Here is a 16,248-nt window from a genome sequence, read left to right as displayed (position 1 = left end):
AACGGCAGATATTCTATGAACGGCAGCCAAACATTGGTTGTGAAATTGGGCACCAGCGTGTTGACCGGCGGATCGCTGCGTCTGAACCGTGCTCATATTGTTGAATTGGTGCGTCAATGCGCGCAGCAACATGCAGCGGGCCACCGCATTGTTATCGTCACTTCTGGTGCGATTGCCGCCGGGCGTGAGCATTTGGGCTACCCTGAACTCCCTGCTACTATTGCTTCCAAGCAACTGCTGGCCGCGGTAGGGCAGAGCCGCTTGATCCAACTGTGGGAACAACTGTTCTCAATTTACGGTATCCACGTCGGGCAAATGCTGCTGACGCGCGCTGATCTGGAAGATCGCGAGCGCTTCCTCAACGCGCGTGACACCATGAATGCTTTGCTGGATAACCGTATCGTCCCGGTGATTAACGAAAATGACGCGGTGGCAACCGCAGAAATTAAAGTTGGCGATAACGATAATCTGTCGGCACTGGCAGCGATCCTTGCCGGAGCCGATAAACTGTTGCTGCTGACTGATCAACAAGGCTTATACACTGCCGACCCACGTAATAACCCACAGGCGGAATTGATCCGCGAAGTGCATGGCATTGACGATGCATTACGTGCGATTGCTGGCGACAGCGTTTCTGGCCTTGGCACTGGCGGTATGGGTACCAAACTTCAGGCTGCCGATGTTGCCTGCCGTGCGGGTATCGACGTGATTATCGCCGCCGGGAGCAAAGCGGGCGTGGTGGCGGATGTGATCGAAGGGACGCCAGTCGGCACCCGTTTCCATGCCTTGGAAACCCCACTGGAAAACCGTAAGCGCTGGATCTTCGGCGCACCACCTGCCGGTGAAATCACCGTTGATGATGGTGCGGTAGAGGCGATGATGGCGCGCGGCAGTTCGTTGTTGCCAAAAGGCATTCGCGAAGTCAAAGGTGATTTCTCTCGTGGTGAAGTGATCCGCATCCGCAATCTGGCGGGGCGCGATCTGGCGCATGGTGTCAGCCGTTATAACAGTGACGCGATGCGCATGATCGCCGGGCATCACTCACAAGAAATCAGTGAAATCCTCGGTTATGAATACGGCCCTGTTGCCGTTCACCGCGACGATATGATTGCATACTCTAAATAATTGGAGTTGCATCAAGGCGGCCAGTGAGTGAGTCCCGATGAGCTTACTCCAGTAAGTGATTCGGGTGAGTGAACGCAGCCAACGTAGATGCAGCTTCAAGTATGACGAGTATTAAGTTAAGGAGTTATCATGCTTGAACAAATGGGCAAGGCCGCCAAACAAGCCTCTTGGCAACTGGCGGTGCTGAGCACGGCGAAGAAAAATCAGGTGTTGTCGGTGATGGCGGACATGTTAGAAGCCAACAGCGAAACGATCCTGCAAGCCAATGAACAAGATATGGAACAGGCGCGCGCGACCGGTATGAGTGAAGCGCTGTTGGATCGTCTGTTGTTGACGCCAGCACGACTGGCGGCCATTGCTAACGACGTGCGCCAGGTATGCCGCCTGAACGATCCGGTCGGTCACGTATTGGATGGCAATTTGCTAGACAGTGGCCTGAAGTTAGAGCGCCGCCGAGTGCCACTTGGCGTCATCGGCGTGATTTATGAAGCTCGCCCCAATGTCACCATCGACGTCGCCAGCCTGTGCTTGAAGACCGGTAACGCGGTGATCCTGCGCGGTGGTAAAGAAACACACCATACCAATCAGGCGACGGTGAAGGTGATCCAGCAAGCACTGGAACGGTGTGGTCTGCCTGCGGCAGCGGTGCAAGCGATTGAAAGCCCTGAGCGCGAATTGGTGGCTGAACTGCTGCGTCTCGATCGTTATGTCGATATGCTGATCCCACGTGGTGGCGCTGGCCTACACAAACTGTGTCGCGAACAATCGACCATTCCGGTGATCACGGGGGGTATCGGCGTTTGCCACACCTACGTTGACGACAACGTGGATTATGACAAGGCACTGACGGTGATCGAAAATGCCAAAATCCAACGTCCGAGCGCCTGCAACTCGCTGGAAACCTTGTTGGTCAATCGCACCATCGCTAACAGCTTCTTGCCCGCCTTGAGTGCGCGTATGGCGGCAGTTGGCGTCACTCTGCACGCTAGCGACAACGCAATGCCGTTACTGCAAGGCGGTCCGGCGCAGGTCGTTGCAGTCGCAGCAGAAGATTATGACGACGAATGGCTGTCGCTAGATCTGAACGTCACGCTGGTGGACGATATCGATCAGGCGATTGACCACATCCGCACCCACGGCACCAGCCACTCGGACGCTATTTTGACGCGTTCACTGAGCAACGCAGAATACTTCGTGCGCGCAGTGGATTCCGCGGCGGTGTACGTCAACGCTAGCACCCGCTTCACCGACGGCGGCCAGTTTGGTTTGGGTGCAGAAGTCGCCGTCAGCACCCAAAAACTCCACGCCCGCGGCCCTATGGGGCTGGATGCACTGACCACCTATAAATGGATTGGTTATGGGGATGATTTGGTAAGGAGTTGAGTGAGGTAGTTTGGAATTAAATGAGATGCAGTCTGCAAAGGCTGCGTTTTTGTTTTTATAGTGGATCTATCATTACAACGGTCATTTCGTGAGCCAAACACTCCTCACAATCAGCTCTTCAAATGAGCCAATGATATGCTATATTCAGCTCATTAGATGAGCCGATTAGCTTGCTCATTCGGCTCACACCAGTATATACCCAAAATAATTGGAGTTACATCAAGGCGGCAACGCAGCGACAAATTGGTCGTCAGACCGATTTGAACAGCGCTTGCGCTGGCCCGAAGGGTGAGTTGAGGAACGAAACTCATAATCCCGATGAGCTTACGCCAGTAAGTGATTCGGGTGAGCAAGGGCAGCCAACAAAGATGTAGCTTCAAGTATGACGGGTATAAACACCAGCTTTCAGCGAGCGACTGATGACTCCCACTTGGATCTGGCAACACGGCGATTGGCCACACTTTCATTGGCAGGATCAAGAGGTCTTGCCGAGGCTACGGCTGTTGCAACGTAAGTTAGGCATCTTGCTGGGGAGTCATTACCAAACCGAGCAACCAGAACTGGCTTTGGATACGTTGCTGGCGAACATCTTAGCTTCTTCCGCTATCGAAGATGAACGTCTTAATGTTCAATCTGTGCGTTCTTCTTTGGCGCGGCGATTGGGAATATCACAGGTACAACCTTACCCAGTATCGGATCGTTCGGAAGGGTTGGCGGCCATGATGATCGATGCGATCGATAACCGTGGGCAGCCTTTGACTTTTGAACGCCTATGCCAATGGCACCGTTGGTTATTTCCAACGGGCGAGTGGGTGATGCAGCGAGTAAATGTAGGGCAATTGCGAAGTGATGAGCCTATGCAAGTGGTGTCGGGACGCATCGATCGTCCAGTCGTGCATTTTGAGGCTCCACCGCGAAAAGGTCTTGAGCAGCAGTTAGACCATTTCATCACGTGGTTTAATCAGAGCGTTAATGAACCCACTTTGGAGCCACTTTTACGGGCGGCCATCAGCCATCTTTGGTTTGTTACCCTCCATCCATTTGATGATGGTAACGGACGCATCACACGTGCTTTGACTGATCTAGCACTTTCACAGGCTGATAGCCAAAGCATTCGCTTATACGCGATGTCGGTCGCCATCTTGGAAAAACGAGCTGATTACTATCGGGTACTGGAACTGAGCCAGAAAGGAACGTTAGATATCACCCTTTGGTTGAATTGGTTCCTAGATACGCTAGATGCCACTCTGGATCAGGCATTGCAGGTCATCACTCGAACCTTAGCCAAAACTCACTTCTGGCAACTGCATCGCTTGGATAATTTGAACCCAGAGCAAGTTAAGGTACTTAATCGTCTATTAGACGGTGGAGAGCAAGGTTTTGAACAGGGGATCAGCGCCAGTCAGTATCAGAGGGTGGCAAAAGTGAGTAAAGCAACAGCAACGCGGCATTTAACCGATTTGGTAGAAAAAGGATGTATCGAAAAACTACCGGGCGGGGGGCGTAGTACGCGTTATCAAATAAAATCGGACATCTTGAAAAATAAGACTGTGTGTTCAACAGGTTGATTGCCTACAAAATCCTCTCTTGCTTGGTTTGGGTATTTGTCTATAATAAATGCAGACAAATGGCGAGGTGTTAGTTAGGAGGCCGCAATGAGAATCTACAGCCCATCACCAAAACCGGTAGATAATGCGTTATGGCGTTATGTTGGTTTTCCTGCCAATAGAGGACGAGAGCTGACTTTAGCCTTGCAGGCGGGTTTGCCGGTCGGTGTGTTAGACAACATTCATCAATGGTCTGAAGATATATCAAAAGCTGACATTTTGCGTTTTACGGGCATCAATGAACGTAATATCACCAGACGCAAAAGTTCTGACGGTACACTTTCCTCGGATGAAAGTGAGCGTATTGCCCGATTTGTTCGGGTAATAGATGCTGCGGTACAGCTTTTTAACGGTAGTAAAAGGGATGCAAATGCCTGGATGCGTCAGCCTGTTCGGGGGTTAGGTGATGTGTCACCAGCATCCCTTCTGCCGACTGAGAGCGGTGCTATAGAAGTGTTAGACCTTATTGGCCGACTGGAGCACGGTGTCTTTTCATGATCCTATACCGGTTAACCAAGGCACTTTATGCATCAACTGCGTGGAATGGGTATGGTGCAAGTGAGTTTGGTGGTCGCTGGAACCATAAAGGCTATCCCGTAGTCTATGTGGCTGGTTCTATTGCTCTTGCTTCACTTGAATTGTTAGTGCATACCAACAAGGAATCGTTGCTTGAGAGTTATTCCCTTTTTAGCATAGAAATTGCTGATGAAGATATTCAGTACCTTGATAGTGACGTCTTACCGGCTGGCTGGCGTCAGAATCCAGCCCCCATCAGTACGATGGACATCGGTAGTGGTTGGCTCCAAGCGGGTGATTCTGTCGCATTGGTCGTTCCTTCTTCTATTGTTCCTTATGAAAAAAATGCCATTATTAACCCTGAGCATCCTTCCTTCGATAAATATCGCCACACCATTAAATCGTTGAGTTTCTCGTTTGATGAAAGGCTGACTCGCTAGCAAAAAAGAGAATGTTCAGAATTCTGAACATTCTCCCAACAAAACATTCAGTTACCTTAACTTCCGCGCTAGCATCGTCGCAAACCGCAACTTAATCCGGTTCCCTTCCGCATCAGTTTTATGTAGCGCACCGACGTCTTCGTTGTATTTCACCAGTTCCCAGCCTTGGTAGTAATTCTTCAGTTCATCGGGTTTAAAGGTGAATGGGAACGGCATTGGGCACGGATAATCTGGGGTATCCATCGCGGCGACGATCAGGTTATAGCCGCCTTTAACGGTTGCGGCCTGCATATCCTGAATAATATGCGGGATGGCGTTACGCTCTAGGAACATCAGAACTACGGTGGAGAGAATGAAATCGTACTCGCCGCTAAAACGGTGGCTATTGAGATCCTGCACGTTGGCGCTGATTTTTTGACATTGTTCTACATCGATAATTCGGTTCAATTCAGCGATGCCGGGGGCGTTTTTATCCCAACTGGTCACGTCAAAGCCTTTCAGGTTGAGGTAGAGCGAGTTGCGTCCGCCGCCGCAGCCGAGATCCAACGCTTTGCCGGGTGCGATAATGCTAGCGGCTTCGATCACTTCTGAGTGAGTACGGGTTAAACCATATTTATGGTGGTAATAATCTTCAGGGGATGAATGTGTGTCAGATAAAGTAGGCATAGTGTGTTTTTCTTAATCCAGATAATTTAATGATGCATGTAAAATACATGTTTATTGGTGTTTTGACTATATTTCAGAGCGGTACTCTAGCTAATAACCTAGCTATGGGATAAGTTTATTTCAGCTTATGCCATGATAATCAGGGAAAAATGCCAAATTACCGCATTGTGAGTCTGCTAGCACTATTGGTGTTGGCAGGTTGTAGCAGTAAGACAACCACGGAAAAATCAAGACTACGCTCAGTTGATGTGAAAGCTCAGTTGATTAAACTAATGCCAGCTAATACGCGCGATCGTGAAGGTTGGGCGAGCGATATTGCTGCGGCATTTTCTGCGCAGGACCTTAACCCTAGTAATGAGAATCTGTGCGCCGTATTGGCGGTCACTGAGCAGGAATCCACTTTCCAAGCTAATCCGTCGGTGCCGGGGTTGTCTAAAATCGCTTGGAAAGAGATCGATCGTCGGGCAGATCAACTGCATATCCCTCACTTTCTGGTGCGCACTGCGCTGCTGATCAAATCTCCGAACGGTAAAAGTTACAGTGAACGGCTCGATCAGGTGCGTAACGAGCAGGAGTTGAGTGCGATCTTCGATGATTTTATCGATATGGTGCCGATGGGGCAGAAGCTGTTCGGTAATCTCAACCCAGTGCGTACTGGCGGGCCGATGCAAGTCAGTATCGCTTTTGCCGAAGCCCATGCCAAAGGCTATCCGTATTCAGTTGACGGCACCATCCGCCGCGAAGTATTTAGCCGTCGTGGAGGAATGTACTTTGGCATCATGCATTTACTGGGGTATCCGGCGAATTACAGTCAGTCGCTGTATCGCTTTGCTGACTTTAATGCCGGTTGGTATGCCAGCCGTAATGCGGCATTCCAGAGTGTTGTCAGCCGTGCTAGTGGTATCAAATTGGCGTTGGATGGCGATCTGATCAACTACGGCACGAGCAAACCGGGCTCAACCGAGTTAGCGGTACGCAGCTTGGGGAAACGGTTAGATTTGAGTGATTCGGCCATCCGGCGCGCATTGGAAAAGGGAGACAGCCTTGATTTTGAGCAAACATCGCTGTATTCGCGTGTTTATGCATTAGCGGAAAAGTCAGCCGGTAAGAAATTACCGCGTGAAATGTTACCCGGCATCCAGTTGGAAAGCCCGAAAATCACGCGTAAGTTGACCACCGCATGGTTCGCCAAACGGGTGGACGAGCGACGTCAGCGTTGCCTGACGCGTGTGCCTTGAAGGGCTAATCTCAATAAACCCTCAACGTGATGTATTTAACCAATCGAACAAATAAGATACAGCTTGATAATGCTGATATGATCAGTAAGAATTTCGGCCAGTTTTTTATTGGAGTTTTATGATGTGTTTTAAAAGGACGTTTTTGGCCTGTTCAATGGCGTTGATATTTTCTACACAGTCTTCTTATGCTGAAGTCAGTGCAGAAAATAGCACTTCCTCTCAGGCAGAGAAACCGGGATGGTGGCAACGTTTTAGCGATAATGTTGTTGAGACATGGCAGCATTCGCCGAACAAGGATCTCTATATTCCTGCCATCACTTGGCACAACCGTTGGATGTACGATCAAGAGAAAATTGATTCGTACAACGAGCGGCCTTGGGGATTGGGTTACGGTATTTCTCGTTATGATCAGGATGGCGATTGGCACGGTCTGTACCTGATGGCGTTCAAAGATTCGTTCAATAAGTGGGAGCCGATCGGCGGTTACGGTTATGAAAAAATCTGGCGTCCGCTGGAAGATAAAGATTTCCGGCTGGGGCTAGGCTTCACTGCTGGAGCCACTGCGCGCGATAACTGGAACTATATTCCGATCCCGGTGTTGCTACCGTTAGCCTCTGTGGGTTATAAGCGCCTGACTTTTCAGGCCACGTATATTCCCGGAACTTATAATAACGGCAACGTATTCTTCGCTTGGCTGCGCTGGCAGTTTTAATTTCCCCCTTCAAAGATTCTTAAAAATCGTTATCCGGCAAGTTCTTGGGAACTTGTCGTGATTAACTATGCTCGAAGCTATGATTCGGCAACAAGCCGTTATAGTGAAGATAAACAGGAGTTTCCAATGAAGACCAAGAATCGTTTACTGGTAGCATTAACGCTGGCTGGCGTCATGGCGGGTGGAGCAGCACAAGCCGCCGGGCTGATGGATTCAATCAACAGTGCCGCCGGTGAACTGAGTAAGTCAGGAACGACGGGGAGTGCTTCGTCTTTATCTTCGTTGACCAGTCTGTTGGATGGCGGTGACAAGGCGCTCAGTTCCAGTAGCATGACGAATGCCGCAGGTATTATGCAATATTGCGTGAAAAACAATGTGCTGTCGGCTGATGGCGTCGCCGGAGTTCAAGACAAACTGCTGAACAAACTGGGTATGAGCGATCCGACAAAAGCCGCAAAACCAGATTACCAACAAGGGTTGGGTGGTTTGTTGCAGACGGGGGAAGGTAAGAGCTTGGATCTGAACAGTTTGGGGACGTCGAAACTGACTGAACAAGTCAAACAAAAAGCCTGTGATTTAGTATTGAAACAGGGTAAATCCTTCCTTGGTGTATAAATGAAAAAAATTCTGATGTTATCGATGTTGGCAGGCGTTGCGCTGCTACAGGGGTGTAATACGAAATCTAATGACGCACCACCGCCACCGCAGGTTAAACCGGTCGGTCTGGCAAATCCGGCGGATGTTTACTGCACTAAGATAGGTGGGAAACTGAATTCGAAGCAAAACGCGCAAGGGCAATATTCAACCTGCACCTTACCGAGCGGTGAGGAAATCGATAGCTGGGAACTGTTCCGCCGCGATCATCCGGTGAAAAAATAATAGAGATGAGTTCTGATCATTACGGTCAGAACTCATTTTTTTGACCTGAACGATTCCAACGTATTCTGTGCCGGTTCGCGTGCCTCACGATGTGGTAGCTCACGCTTGATGCTATAACCGTTCACCGGTGCGGCTCCAATAAACTCGTCTTGCTGCTGATGCTGTCGTAAATAACGCTTGGTGCTAAACACGCCCACGGCGATTAACATGAAAAAAATAAAAATTGTTAGGCGGTTCTTAAAGAACGCGCCGAATAGCCTGCTGGGTAATTGAAACAGCCATTTGGCGATTTTTAATGGCATTTTTTCCCCGTCACATTCAAACCGTTACCAGAGTATAGCCGTGATTATTTGATCACTCTTCTTCCAACAACGCGAATTGCTGTCCCAAATAATCAAGCAATAAGCGTACGGCGGGTAACTGCCCACGGCGTGATGGATAAACCGCATGAATCACGCCACCTTGTGGTTGCCAGCCGGGTAATAATGACACCAAATCGCCACGCAGTATGTCATCGCGCATCATCATCACCGGTAACTGTACGATACCCGCGCCGGCAATCGCGGCGGTGCGTAGCATCAACATATCGTCAGTGACTAATCGCGGCAGGTGTTCCCATTGGAATTGCTCACCGTTGGCGGAGGTCAGGTGCCAATGATGGTGTGAACGTGCAGGGCCGAGATCGAGCGTGGGATAGCGACGCAAATCCTCCGGCGTTTCTACTGAACCGAGTGAACGGACTAACGACGGGCTAGCTGCTATGCACCAAGTCCGTTTGGCTAAAATCTTCAGCACCAAGTCGCTGTCTTCCAGCGGCGGTGGCCGCACACGGATCGCCAGATCCAACCCTTCGCCTACCACATCAACCCGACGGTTAGTGGCCTCCAGATGCACCGTCACCTTGGGATAGTCCGCCATAAACGTCGCCAACATACTACCGATGCGGGTGTGCAACATCGCCACCGGGCAGGACATGCGCACCGTACCGCAAGGCTCCGCGCGAGTCTGTTCGATCGCCTGCTGCGCCGCTTCCGCTTCAACCAGCATTGCCTTGCAGTGCATGTAGTAGGTTTGGCCAATATCGGTCACGGAAAAACGGCGGGTGGAACGCTGAATCAGACGTGCGCCTAGCCGTTCTTCCAACAGCGCCACGCGGCGGCTGAGTTTGGATTTCGGAATGCCCAACGCGCGTCCGGCTGGGGCGAATCCTTGGTGATCCACCACGCTGGAGAAGAAAAATAAGTCATTCAGGTCGGTGAACATCGCTGCCCTTATCGTTCTATCAGTAGAACACTGAGTGTACATCTTGCTTACTACCGCAGCAAATGCCACAGGATTAAACTTCTGACATCAACTTAAGGCCGCGAGGCCTGAAACTGGAGATAACAGATGAAAAAGATCCTTGGTGTTTACAACAGCCCTGAAGCTCACTGGGTAGGTAACGGTTTTCTGGTGAATTCGCTGTTTTCTTACAACGATCTAGGTAAAGAACTGAGTCCGTTCTTGCTGCTGGATCATGCAGCGCCAACCAAATATCGCGAAACGACCGGTTCACGCGGAGTGGGTCAGCATCCACACCGGGGTTTTGAAACGGTGACTATAGTTTATCAAGGTGAAGTCGAGCACCGTGATTCCACCGGTAGTGGTGGGGTGATTGGCCCTGGTGATGTGCAGTGGATGACCGCAGCGTCGGGCATTTTGCACGAAGAGTTTCACTCTAAAGAGTTTTCGCGTACCGGCGGCACGATGGAAATGGTGCAACTGTGGGTCAACTTGCCAGCCAAAGACAAAATGGCCGCGCCGGGTTACCAGACGCTATTGAATAAAGATATCCCAGTGGTTCCTCTGGCGGATAACGCTGGGCAGGTTCGGGTTATTGCGGGTCACTTCGGCGACCATGATGGTCCTGCGCGAACTTTCAGCCCGATCAACCTGTGGGATATGAAGCTGAACACGGGTCACACCACGACGTTGACGGTGAAAGAAGGCCATACATTGGCGCTGGTGATGTTGCACGGTGCTATTGAAGTCAACGGCGAGCAACTGGTCCGTGAAACTCAGATGGTGGTGCTGGATCGTACTGGTGAGTCGATCACTATCGAAGCCAACAATGATGTGAGTTTGTTGGTACTGAGCGGTGAGCCGATCAATGAGCCCGTCGTTGGTTATGGCCCATTCGTGATGAATAGCGAAGCTGAAATTCAGCAGGCGTTCCGCGATTTCAATAGCGGCAAGTTTGGTGAAATGATCCCGGAAAATGTTAACCAGTAAATAACGGTTCTCACCCGGTATGCATCGGGTGAGAACGATACTTCAAGACAACCTCTATGCCGTTAGTGATGCTGCTAACGGAAACAAACGAGTCCAACAGGAGTCAAATCATGGCTAAAAGTTACAAACGTCTCGATAAAGATCAAGCTGCGGTATTGTTGGTAGATCATCAGGCCGGTCTGCTTTCCTTGGTACGCGATATTGATCCCGATCGTTTCAAAAACAACGTATTAGCGCTGGCTGATTTAGCCAAATATTTCAACCTACCAACCATTTTGACCACCAGTTTTGAAGATGGTCCAAATGGTCCGTTGGTTCCAGAGCTGAAGGCTCAATTCCCAGACGCTCCCTTTATCCCACGCCCAGGGCAAATCAATGCTTGGGACAATGAAGATTTTGTGAAAGCAGTCAAGGCGACCGGTCGTAAACAGCTGATTATTGCTGGTGTAGTGACTGAGGTTTGTGTGGCATTCCCAGCATTGTCGGCACTGGCAGAAGACTTTGAAGTGTTCGTGGTGACCGATGCTTCTGGCACGTTCAACGAACTGACTCGCCAATCGGCCTGGAGCCGTATGGAAGCTGAAGGTGCACAACTGATGACTTGGTTCGGTGTGGCCTGTGAACTGCATCGCGACTGGCGTAATGATGTTGAAGGGTTGGGCGCTTTGTTCTCCAACCATATTCCGGATTACCGTAATTTGATGACCAGTTACAGTACACTGGCCGGCAAAAAGTAATCAGAATTTTCTCGCCCCAGTTTGAATGGTTCAAGCTGGGGCATATCTATATGCCTGAGTTCTTTACGCTTCTTTACCATGAAAACGCTTGAAATATCAGCGCCATGACTCCATATAATGGAAGGTCTGGAGATAAGGAGCGACATAATGGGAATCAGTGAAGAAGAGCACATTCGTCGCTTGAGCGAAGAAAAGGATGCTATAGGCAATGCGGCCAAATGGGTGGCGATTGTCTCCGCTATCTATTTTATTTTGATGGTGTTTTATGGTCATCCGATCGGTGTGCTAACGATGTCCGGGGTGATCTTTATTGTCTCCACCACAATCTGGGTGAGAAAACGGCAGAAAGTGCGTTCTTACCGCCAAGCACTGGCAAAAATTAGCGAAGAACCCTAACCCTCTCCAATCCACTGGCGTTTACGTCAATGGAATCAACATCACTAACTTCAATCCGCTGTTTTCCGCAGGGCGGAATGTGAGTTGCTGATAACACAGCGTTCCTTGTTGCGCATGTTCAAAAGTCCGTTCTCCACCTTCACGTGCCATCACATCATGCTGTTGCCAAAAATGGTTAAATGCTGGGCAGTTGTGCGTCATGTTGCGTACAAAGGCACGCATTTCCTCCGTACCTTGATGATGGCTGGTTTCCGCGCGGAATTCAGCCACCACGCGCCGCGCGCGTTCTTCCCAATCACAGACCAACGTTTTCGCGAGTGGGTGAAAGAACATAAAGTGCAGCAGATTGGGCGTATTAGCTTGCCCAAGCCAACCATTAAACAATGCTTCTGCCTGCGGGTTCCAAGCGACAATATTCCACAGATTATCTAGCAGATAACAAGGTACGGTTATTTGGTGCACGCTCTGTAACACGGCGCTGTTCACCGTTTCCTGTTGTTGTTCCTGATCGGGATCGGTCACTCGTGCTAGCGTGAAGAGATAGTGCCGCTCGGCTTGCCCTAGTCGTAACGCTTTGGCAATGCGCGCTAACGTAAACGGAGAAATAGAAACCTCACGCCCTTGTTCGATCCAGGTATACCAAGTGGCGCTGATGCCGCTGATTTGTGCCAATTCTTCACGGCGCAGCCCATTGGTACGGCGGCGTGGCGCACTGGGCAATCCCAGCATTTCTGGCGTTATGCGTTCGCGATGTGCTCGCAGGAAGGCACCAAGAGCTTTCGGGCCAGAGAGCGCTTCAGATGTCATAGGGTAGTACCTTCTTATACTAGGATAACTGCTCATATTGTACCCGTATATCAAGCTGATTATAGTGGTTGAAAAGCAACACCGGCCAATAAAAAAGGAGCAAACATGAGCATCAGTAACAGCCACAAGAATGCAGTCAATCGTCAGTTTGGTGAACAGGCTAATGCGTATTTGACTAGCGCGGTTCATGCACAAGGGAAAGATTTACAGCGTTTAGCGCGCCTGTTGTCTGCCGATGGCGAAGCTAAATTGCTCGATCTGGGGTGTGGTGCCGGACACGCCAGCTTTACTGCGGCAGTTCAGGTGGCGCTGGTGGTGGCTTATGATTTATCCGCCCAAATGTTGGACGTGGTTAGCGGCGCGGCAGCAGATAAGGGACTTAAAAATATTCAGGTTCAGCAAGGTGTTGCGGAATCATTACCGTTCGAAGATGCGAGTTTTGACGTGGTGATTAGCCGTTATTCGGCCCACCATTGGCACGATGTCGGGCAAGCACTGCGTGAAGTATGGCGTGTGCTGAAGCCCGGCGGGAAAGTGATTATGATGGATGTGGTGTCGCCTGGGCATCCGTTGCTGGATATCTATCTGCAAACGGTTGAGGTACTGCGTGATACTTCGCATGTTCGTAACTATGCGCCGGGCGAATGGCTGGCGATGCTTACCGAAGCGGGTTTGTTAGTGCAGGAAGTGACGACGGATCGGTTGTATCTCGAATTCAGCAGTTGGGTGGCACGTATGCGAACGCCAGAGCATTTCGTTACGGCAATTCGCGCATTGCAGCAGGACGTTTCTGATGAGGTGGTGCGGCATTTTGCCATTCAAGCCGATGGCTCATTTACCAGCGATATCATGATGTTTGAAGCGCGGAAGAACTAATAAAAAATAGGGCAGCCACATTGGGCTGCCCTACTTAATTTAATTCGAATCTTAGTCTTTCTTTTCCAGCAAGCCACGATAAATCAGCCCGCCGATAACGCCGCCGATCAATGGAACCAGCCAGAATACCCACAGTTGTTGTAGCGCCCAAGTGCCTTGGAAGATAGCAACGCCGGTACTACGTGCCGGGTTTACTGAAGTATTAGTAACAGGAATACTGATCAAGTGGATCAATGTTAATGCCAGACCAATTGCCAGAGGGCCAAAGCCTGCAGGTGCGCGCTTATCGGTAGCACCGTGAATAATAATCAAGAAGAATGCAGTCAGTACCAGTTCAATAACAATGGCAGCTTGCAAAGAATAACCGTCAGGTGAATGTTCACCGTAACCGTTAGAAGCAAACCCACCAGCAGTCGCATCGAAACCGCTTTTACCGCTGGCGATTAAATAAAGCACCGCTGCGGCTGCAATGGCACCAATGACCTGAGCAATAACATAAGGAACAACATCTTTTGCTGGGAAACGACCGCCAGCAAATAAACCTACAGTCACTGCCGGGTTAAAGTGTCCGCCAGAAATATGACCTACGGCATAAGCCATAGTGACCACGGTAAGACCGAATGCAAGAGCAACACCAGCAAAACCAATACCTAGCTGTGGATATGCAGCCGCTAATACCGCACTACCACAACCACCGAACACCAACCAAAATGTGCCAAAAAATTCGGCAAAAAGTCGCTTTGACATAGATTCCGTCCTATCGGGATAAACTAACGGGCGTTAGCATTAAAACTATAGAACACCTTTTTTGTTTATTGCAGGTTTCTATAGACTTTTCTTCATACGCCCTCGATTTCGCCGGTTATTAAATCCTTAACTTTTAATGCTGTCTACTGAGACTCGTCTGTTTTCAGAATATATTGATATATTGCTGCTTTTCTTACCCGCTGGGTAAGAATTTACTGGGTGTTTTTGTAATAAAACCGCTCAGTTCGTGATGTTTTTAATTTTAGCTACTATTTCCAACAGTTTTTCCCATTCAATGGTTGAAGGTTAATTGCTAATTTCTATTTGATTAAATTTAATTTCCACTATGATTCATGCTATTAGTTTGCATTGTCATTAAAATGTCACGCCGTGTTATTAGTCTGGCTGACGACCATTTCTCCCCTTAATCGAGCCTGTACCATGAGAATAAAATCAAGCTTGCTGTTCAGTGCTGCAGTGTTACCTCTGTTTACTTATGCCGCTGATGTACAAATTGCCCGCTATGTTGTTAGTTTTCCAGCTGGTGAACACGTGGCTTATCAGGGTGCGTTTGCCAAAAACTTTCCACAGGGATTGCCCGTTGGGGTAGGTTCAGGCCTGGTTTTTAATGGCAAACAAGGAAACGACTTGTTGTTGACCACGCTTACCGATCGCGGCCCAAATGCCGACGCACCGGAAGTCGGTAAGCAGGAAGCTAAAATATTTGCTACACCGCAATTTACCCCGATGCTGATGGATATTCGCATCAGTGGCGACAAGGCTATTGCCAGTAATCTACGGAAATTACACGATGCACAGGGCGCTATCAGCGGCTTACCATTACCGGGTGATTTGATTGGTTCGACTAACGAAGTCGCTTTAGACGATCAATTAAAAACTTTACCGAGCGATAAACGCGGATTGGATACCGAAGGTATCACGCCAGACGGTAAGGGCGGTTACTGGTTGTGTGACGAATACGGGCCGTTTTTGGTGCATGTCGATAATAAAGGCAAGATCCTCGCCAAATATGGTCCAACGCCGGAAAAAGGTGAGCAGGGCGTTGCGAGTGGTTTACCCAACATTATTAAATGGCGTCAACCTAATCGGGGCTTTGAGGGGATTACTCGCTTACCAGATGGTCGTATTTTAGTGGCAGTTCAAAGCACCTTAGATGTCGATAGTAAAAGTAAGAACAAAGCGCTATTTACTCGCTTAGTCAGTTTTGACCCAGCAACGGGTAAAACGACACAATATGGTTATCCAATTGATATTAATAGTTATAAAAAAGCGAAGGATGCCAAAGTTGGCGATATCGTAGCGGTCGATAATCAACGGATTTTGCTGGTCGAACAAGGAACGGATAAAGACAAGCAGATGATGAACAAGATCTATTTGGTGGACTTGAGCCATGCCAGCGATCTGACGCCGTTTGATAGTAAAGGTAAAGCGCTGGAATTTGATGATGAGAAAGATCTGGCTAAGCGTGGTGTAAAACTGGCAGAGAAACGCGTAGTGGCGGATCTACGCAAGCTGGGCTGGCAGCAAGAGAAAGTGGAAGGCCTAGCGTTAATAGATTCACGCACGCTGGCAATCATTAACGACAATGATTTTGGCTTACAGGCCAAGCTGGTTGATGCACAGCCAGACGGTAAAAAAATTGGCGACTATCAGCTGGATAAACAAGGGCGTCTGACTTTCGATGATAAGCCGGTATCGACGCAGATAGAGCTGCAACCGTTGCAGAAACCAGAATCGTTGAGCGAATTGTGGGTGCTGACATTACCGCAGCCGTTAAAATAAAACTGCTCCCTGTAGGGATATGATTTCCGCCCTACAGGGAATAGT

The 16,248-nt window shown here is 49.5% G+C and carries 19 protein-coding genes; 14 read left to right on the top strand and 5 right to left on the bottom strand.

Annotated features, from left to right (window positions below; genetic code table 11):
* Positions 1 to 15: 15 nt before the first annotated feature.
* The 5 genes from proB to AC3ISQ_RS17370 all read left to right on the top strand — a co-directional run bounded on the left by proB (position 16) and on the right by AC3ISQ_RS17370 (position 5,071).
* Positions 16 to 1,125, top strand: a complete 1,110-nt coding sequence (gene proB / locus AC3ISQ_RS17390; protein WP_489348519.1) for a glutamate 5-kinase — start codon at positions 16 to 18, stop codon at positions 1,123 to 1,125.
* A gap of 129 nt (positions 1,126 to 1,254) precedes the next feature.
* Positions 1,255 to 2,508 carry a glutamate-5-semialdehyde dehydrogenase gene (gene proA / locus AC3ISQ_RS17385; protein ID WP_489348518.1) on the top strand — a complete coding sequence of 418 codons (1,254 nt, stop codon included), beginning with the start codon at positions 1,255 to 1,257 and terminating at the stop codon, positions 2,506 to 2,508.
* 419 nt (positions 2,509 to 2,927) lie between these two features.
* Positions 2,928 to 4,076 (top strand): Fic family protein, encoded by a 1,149-nt coding sequence (locus tag AC3ISQ_RS17380; RefSeq protein ID WP_489348516.1) that lies wholly within the window; start codon positions 2,928 to 2,930, stop codon positions 4,074 to 4,076.
* A gap of 87 nt (positions 4,077 to 4,163) precedes the next feature.
* A complete protein-coding gene (locus AC3ISQ_RS17375; RefSeq protein ID WP_489348514.1) occupies positions 4,164 to 4,613 on the top strand; it encodes an Xre family toxin-antitoxin system antitoxin in 450 nt (149 codons plus the stop codon).
* On the top strand, positions 4,610 to 5,071 hold the full coding sequence (locus AC3ISQ_RS17370) for an RES family NAD+ phosphorylase (protein WP_489348513.1): 462 nt from the start codon (positions 4,610 to 4,612) through the stop codon (positions 5,069 to 5,071). The genes AC3ISQ_RS17375 and AC3ISQ_RS17370 overlap by 4 nt, the downstream gene beginning before the upstream one ends.
* Before the next feature lie 51 nt (positions 5,072 to 5,122).
* On the opposite strand, the gene tehB is transcribed toward AC3ISQ_RS17370, so the two are convergent.
* Positions 5,123 to 5,737, bottom strand: a complete 615-nt coding sequence (gene tehB / locus AC3ISQ_RS17365) for a tellurite resistance methyltransferase TehB (RefSeq protein WP_489348511.1) — start codon at positions 5,735 to 5,737, stop codon at positions 5,123 to 5,125.
* Positions 5,738 to 5,886: 149 nt separating this feature from the next.
* On the opposite strand from tehB, the gene AC3ISQ_RS17360 reads away from it, so the two are divergent.
* The 4 genes from AC3ISQ_RS17360 (at position 5,887) to AC3ISQ_RS17345 (ending at position 8,566) form a co-directional block, all read left to right on the top strand.
* The gene (locus tag AC3ISQ_RS17360; RefSeq protein WP_489348510.1) at positions 5,887 to 6,975 is read left to right on the top strand and encodes a DUF1615 domain-containing protein; all 1,089 of its coding nucleotides are present in this window, start codon (positions 5,887 to 5,889) and stop codon (positions 6,973 to 6,975) included.
* Between the two features lie 118 nt (positions 6,976 to 7,093).
* Positions 7,094 to 7,687 (top strand): lipid IV(A) palmitoyltransferase PagP, encoded by a 594-nt coding sequence (gene pagP, locus AC3ISQ_RS17355; protein ID WP_489348508.1) that lies wholly within the window; start codon positions 7,094 to 7,096, stop codon positions 7,685 to 7,687.
* Between the two features lie 126 nt (positions 7,688 to 7,813).
* Positions 7,814 to 8,302 carry a YjjA family protein gene (locus AC3ISQ_RS17350; RefSeq protein ID WP_489348506.1) on the top strand — a complete coding sequence of 163 codons (489 nt, stop codon included), beginning with the start codon at positions 7,814 to 7,816 and terminating at the stop codon, positions 8,300 to 8,302.
* Positions 8,303 to 8,566 (top strand): putative hemolysin, encoded by a 264-nt coding sequence (locus tag AC3ISQ_RS17345; RefSeq protein ID WP_489348504.1) that lies wholly within the window; start codon positions 8,303 to 8,305, stop codon positions 8,564 to 8,566.
* A 32-nt stretch (positions 8,567 to 8,598) separates the two neighbouring features.
* Here the strand turns inward: AC3ISQ_RS17345 and AC3ISQ_RS17340 are convergent, their stop codons facing one another.
* Positions 8,599 to 8,868, bottom strand: a complete 270-nt coding sequence (locus AC3ISQ_RS17340) for a hypothetical protein (protein WP_489348502.1) — start codon at positions 8,866 to 8,868, stop codon at positions 8,599 to 8,601.
* A 52-nt stretch (positions 8,869 to 8,920) separates the two neighbouring features.
* Positions 8,921 to 9,829: a LysR family transcriptional regulator gene (locus AC3ISQ_RS17335; RefSeq protein WP_489348501.1), complete on the bottom strand. Its 909-nt coding sequence runs from the start codon at positions 9,827 to 9,829 to the stop codon at positions 8,921 to 8,923.
* Positions 9,830 to 9,955: 126 nt separating this feature from the next.
* On the opposite strand from AC3ISQ_RS17335, the gene AC3ISQ_RS17330 reads away from it, so the two are divergent.
* From AC3ISQ_RS17330 to AC3ISQ_RS17320, 3 genes are all read left to right on the top strand, one after another.
* Positions 9,956 to 10,837 carry a pirin family protein gene (locus tag AC3ISQ_RS17330; RefSeq protein ID WP_489348498.1) on the top strand — a complete coding sequence of 294 codons (882 nt, stop codon included), beginning with the start codon at positions 9,956 to 9,958 and terminating at the stop codon, positions 10,835 to 10,837.
* Between the two features lie 110 nt (positions 10,838 to 10,947).
* On the top strand, positions 10,948 to 11,574 hold the full coding sequence (gene ycaC / locus AC3ISQ_RS17325) for an isochorismate family cysteine hydrolase YcaC (protein WP_489348497.1): 627 nt from the start codon (positions 10,948 to 10,950) through the stop codon (positions 11,572 to 11,574).
* Between the two features lie 147 nt (positions 11,575 to 11,721).
* Positions 11,722 to 11,970: an ABC transporter ATP-binding protein gene (locus AC3ISQ_RS17320; protein WP_489348495.1), complete on the top strand. Its 249-nt coding sequence runs from the start codon at positions 11,722 to 11,724 to the stop codon at positions 11,968 to 11,970.
* Positions 11,971 to 11,991: 21 nt separating this feature from the next.
* Here AC3ISQ_RS17320 and AC3ISQ_RS17315 read toward each other — a convergent pair whose 3' ends face one another.
* Complete coding sequence (locus AC3ISQ_RS17315; RefSeq protein WP_489348494.1) at positions 11,992 to 12,777, bottom strand: helix-turn-helix transcriptional regulator; 786 nt, start codon at positions 12,775 to 12,777, stop codon at positions 11,992 to 11,994.
* Between the two features lie 105 nt (positions 12,778 to 12,882).
* Between AC3ISQ_RS17315 and AC3ISQ_RS17310 the strand changes: the two genes are divergently transcribed.
* Complete coding sequence (locus AC3ISQ_RS17310; protein ID WP_489348493.1) at positions 12,883 to 13,653, top strand: class I SAM-dependent methyltransferase; 771 nt, start codon at positions 12,883 to 12,885, stop codon at positions 13,651 to 13,653.
* Between the two features lie 51 nt (positions 13,654 to 13,704).
* On the opposite strand, the gene aqpZ is transcribed toward AC3ISQ_RS17310, so the two are convergent.
* Positions 13,705 to 14,400 carry an aquaporin Z gene (gene aqpZ, locus AC3ISQ_RS17305; RefSeq protein ID WP_489348491.1) on the bottom strand — a complete coding sequence of 232 codons (696 nt, stop codon included), beginning with the start codon at positions 14,398 to 14,400 and terminating at the stop codon, positions 13,705 to 13,707.
* 441 nt (positions 14,401 to 14,841) lie between these two features.
* Here aqpZ and AC3ISQ_RS17300 point away from each other — a divergent pair, with 441 nt between their 5' ends.
* A complete protein-coding gene (locus AC3ISQ_RS17300) occupies positions 14,842 to 16,203 on the top strand; it encodes an esterase-like activity of phytase family protein (RefSeq protein WP_489348490.1) in 1,362 nt (453 codons plus the stop codon).
* The last annotated feature ends 45 nt before the right edge of the window (positions 16,204 to 16,248 follow it).

The organism is Serratia sp. KH_031 (genome assembly GCF_057839655.1).
Note: the sequence above shows the minus strand (reverse complement) of the source record. Positions and strands in the feature narration are given on the sequence as shown.

Excerpts from the sequence above, each read along its gene's own strand:
- proB (WP_489348519.1), top strand. The coding sequence starts at position 16 with ATGAACGGCAGCCAAACATTGGTTGTGAAATTGGGCACCAGCGTGTTG.
- proA (WP_489348518.1), top strand. The coding sequence starts at position 1,255 with ATGCTTGAACAAATGGGCAAGGCCGCCAAACAAGCCTCTTGGCAACTG.
- AC3ISQ_RS17380 (WP_489348516.1), top strand. The coding sequence starts at position 2,928 with ATGACTCCCACTTGGATCTGGCAACACGGCGATTGGCCACACTTTCAT.
- AC3ISQ_RS17375 (WP_489348514.1), top strand. The coding sequence starts at position 4,164 with ATGAGAATCTACAGCCCATCACCAAAACCGGTAGATAATGCGTTATGG.
- AC3ISQ_RS17370 (WP_489348513.1), top strand. The coding sequence starts at position 4,610 with ATGATCCTATACCGGTTAACCAAGGCACTTTATGCATCAACTGCGTGG.
- tehB (WP_489348511.1), bottom strand. The coding sequence starts at position 5,737 with ATGCCTACTTTATCTGACACACATTCATCCCCTGAAGATTATTACCAC.
- AC3ISQ_RS17360 (WP_489348510.1), top strand. The coding sequence starts at position 5,887 with ATGCCAAATTACCGCATTGTGAGTCTGCTAGCACTATTGGTGTTGGCA.
- pagP (WP_489348508.1), top strand. The coding sequence starts at position 7,094 with ATGATGTGTTTTAAAAGGACGTTTTTGGCCTGTTCAATGGCGTTGATA.
- AC3ISQ_RS17350 (WP_489348506.1), top strand. The coding sequence starts at position 7,814 with ATGAAGACCAAGAATCGTTTACTGGTAGCATTAACGCTGGCTGGCGTC.
- AC3ISQ_RS17345 (WP_489348504.1), top strand. The coding sequence starts at position 8,303 with ATGAAAAAAATTCTGATGTTATCGATGTTGGCAGGCGTTGCGCTGCTA.
- AC3ISQ_RS17340 (WP_489348502.1), bottom strand. The coding sequence starts at position 8,868 with ATGCCATTAAAAATCGCCAAATGGCTGTTTCAATTACCCAGCAGGCTA.
- AC3ISQ_RS17335 (WP_489348501.1), bottom strand. The coding sequence starts at position 9,829 with ATGTTCACCGACCTGAATGACTTATTTTTCTTCTCCAGCGTGGTGGAT.
- AC3ISQ_RS17330 (WP_489348498.1), top strand. The coding sequence starts at position 9,956 with ATGAAAAAGATCCTTGGTGTTTACAACAGCCCTGAAGCTCACTGGGTA.
- ycaC (WP_489348497.1), top strand. The coding sequence starts at position 10,948 with ATGGCTAAAAGTTACAAACGTCTCGATAAAGATCAAGCTGCGGTATTG.
- AC3ISQ_RS17320 (WP_489348495.1), top strand. The coding sequence starts at position 11,722 with ATGGGAATCAGTGAAGAAGAGCACATTCGTCGCTTGAGCGAAGAAAAG.
- AC3ISQ_RS17315 (WP_489348494.1), bottom strand. The coding sequence starts at position 12,777 with ATGACATCTGAAGCGCTCTCTGGCCCGAAAGCTCTTGGTGCCTTCCTG.
- AC3ISQ_RS17310 (WP_489348493.1), top strand. The coding sequence starts at position 12,883 with ATGAGCATCAGTAACAGCCACAAGAATGCAGTCAATCGTCAGTTTGGT.
- aqpZ (WP_489348491.1), bottom strand. The coding sequence starts at position 14,400 with ATGTCAAAGCGACTTTTTGCCGAATTTTTTGGCACATTTTGGTTGGTG.
- AC3ISQ_RS17300 (WP_489348490.1), top strand. The coding sequence starts at position 14,842 with ATGAGAATAAAATCAAGCTTGCTGTTCAGTGCTGCAGTGTTACCTCTG.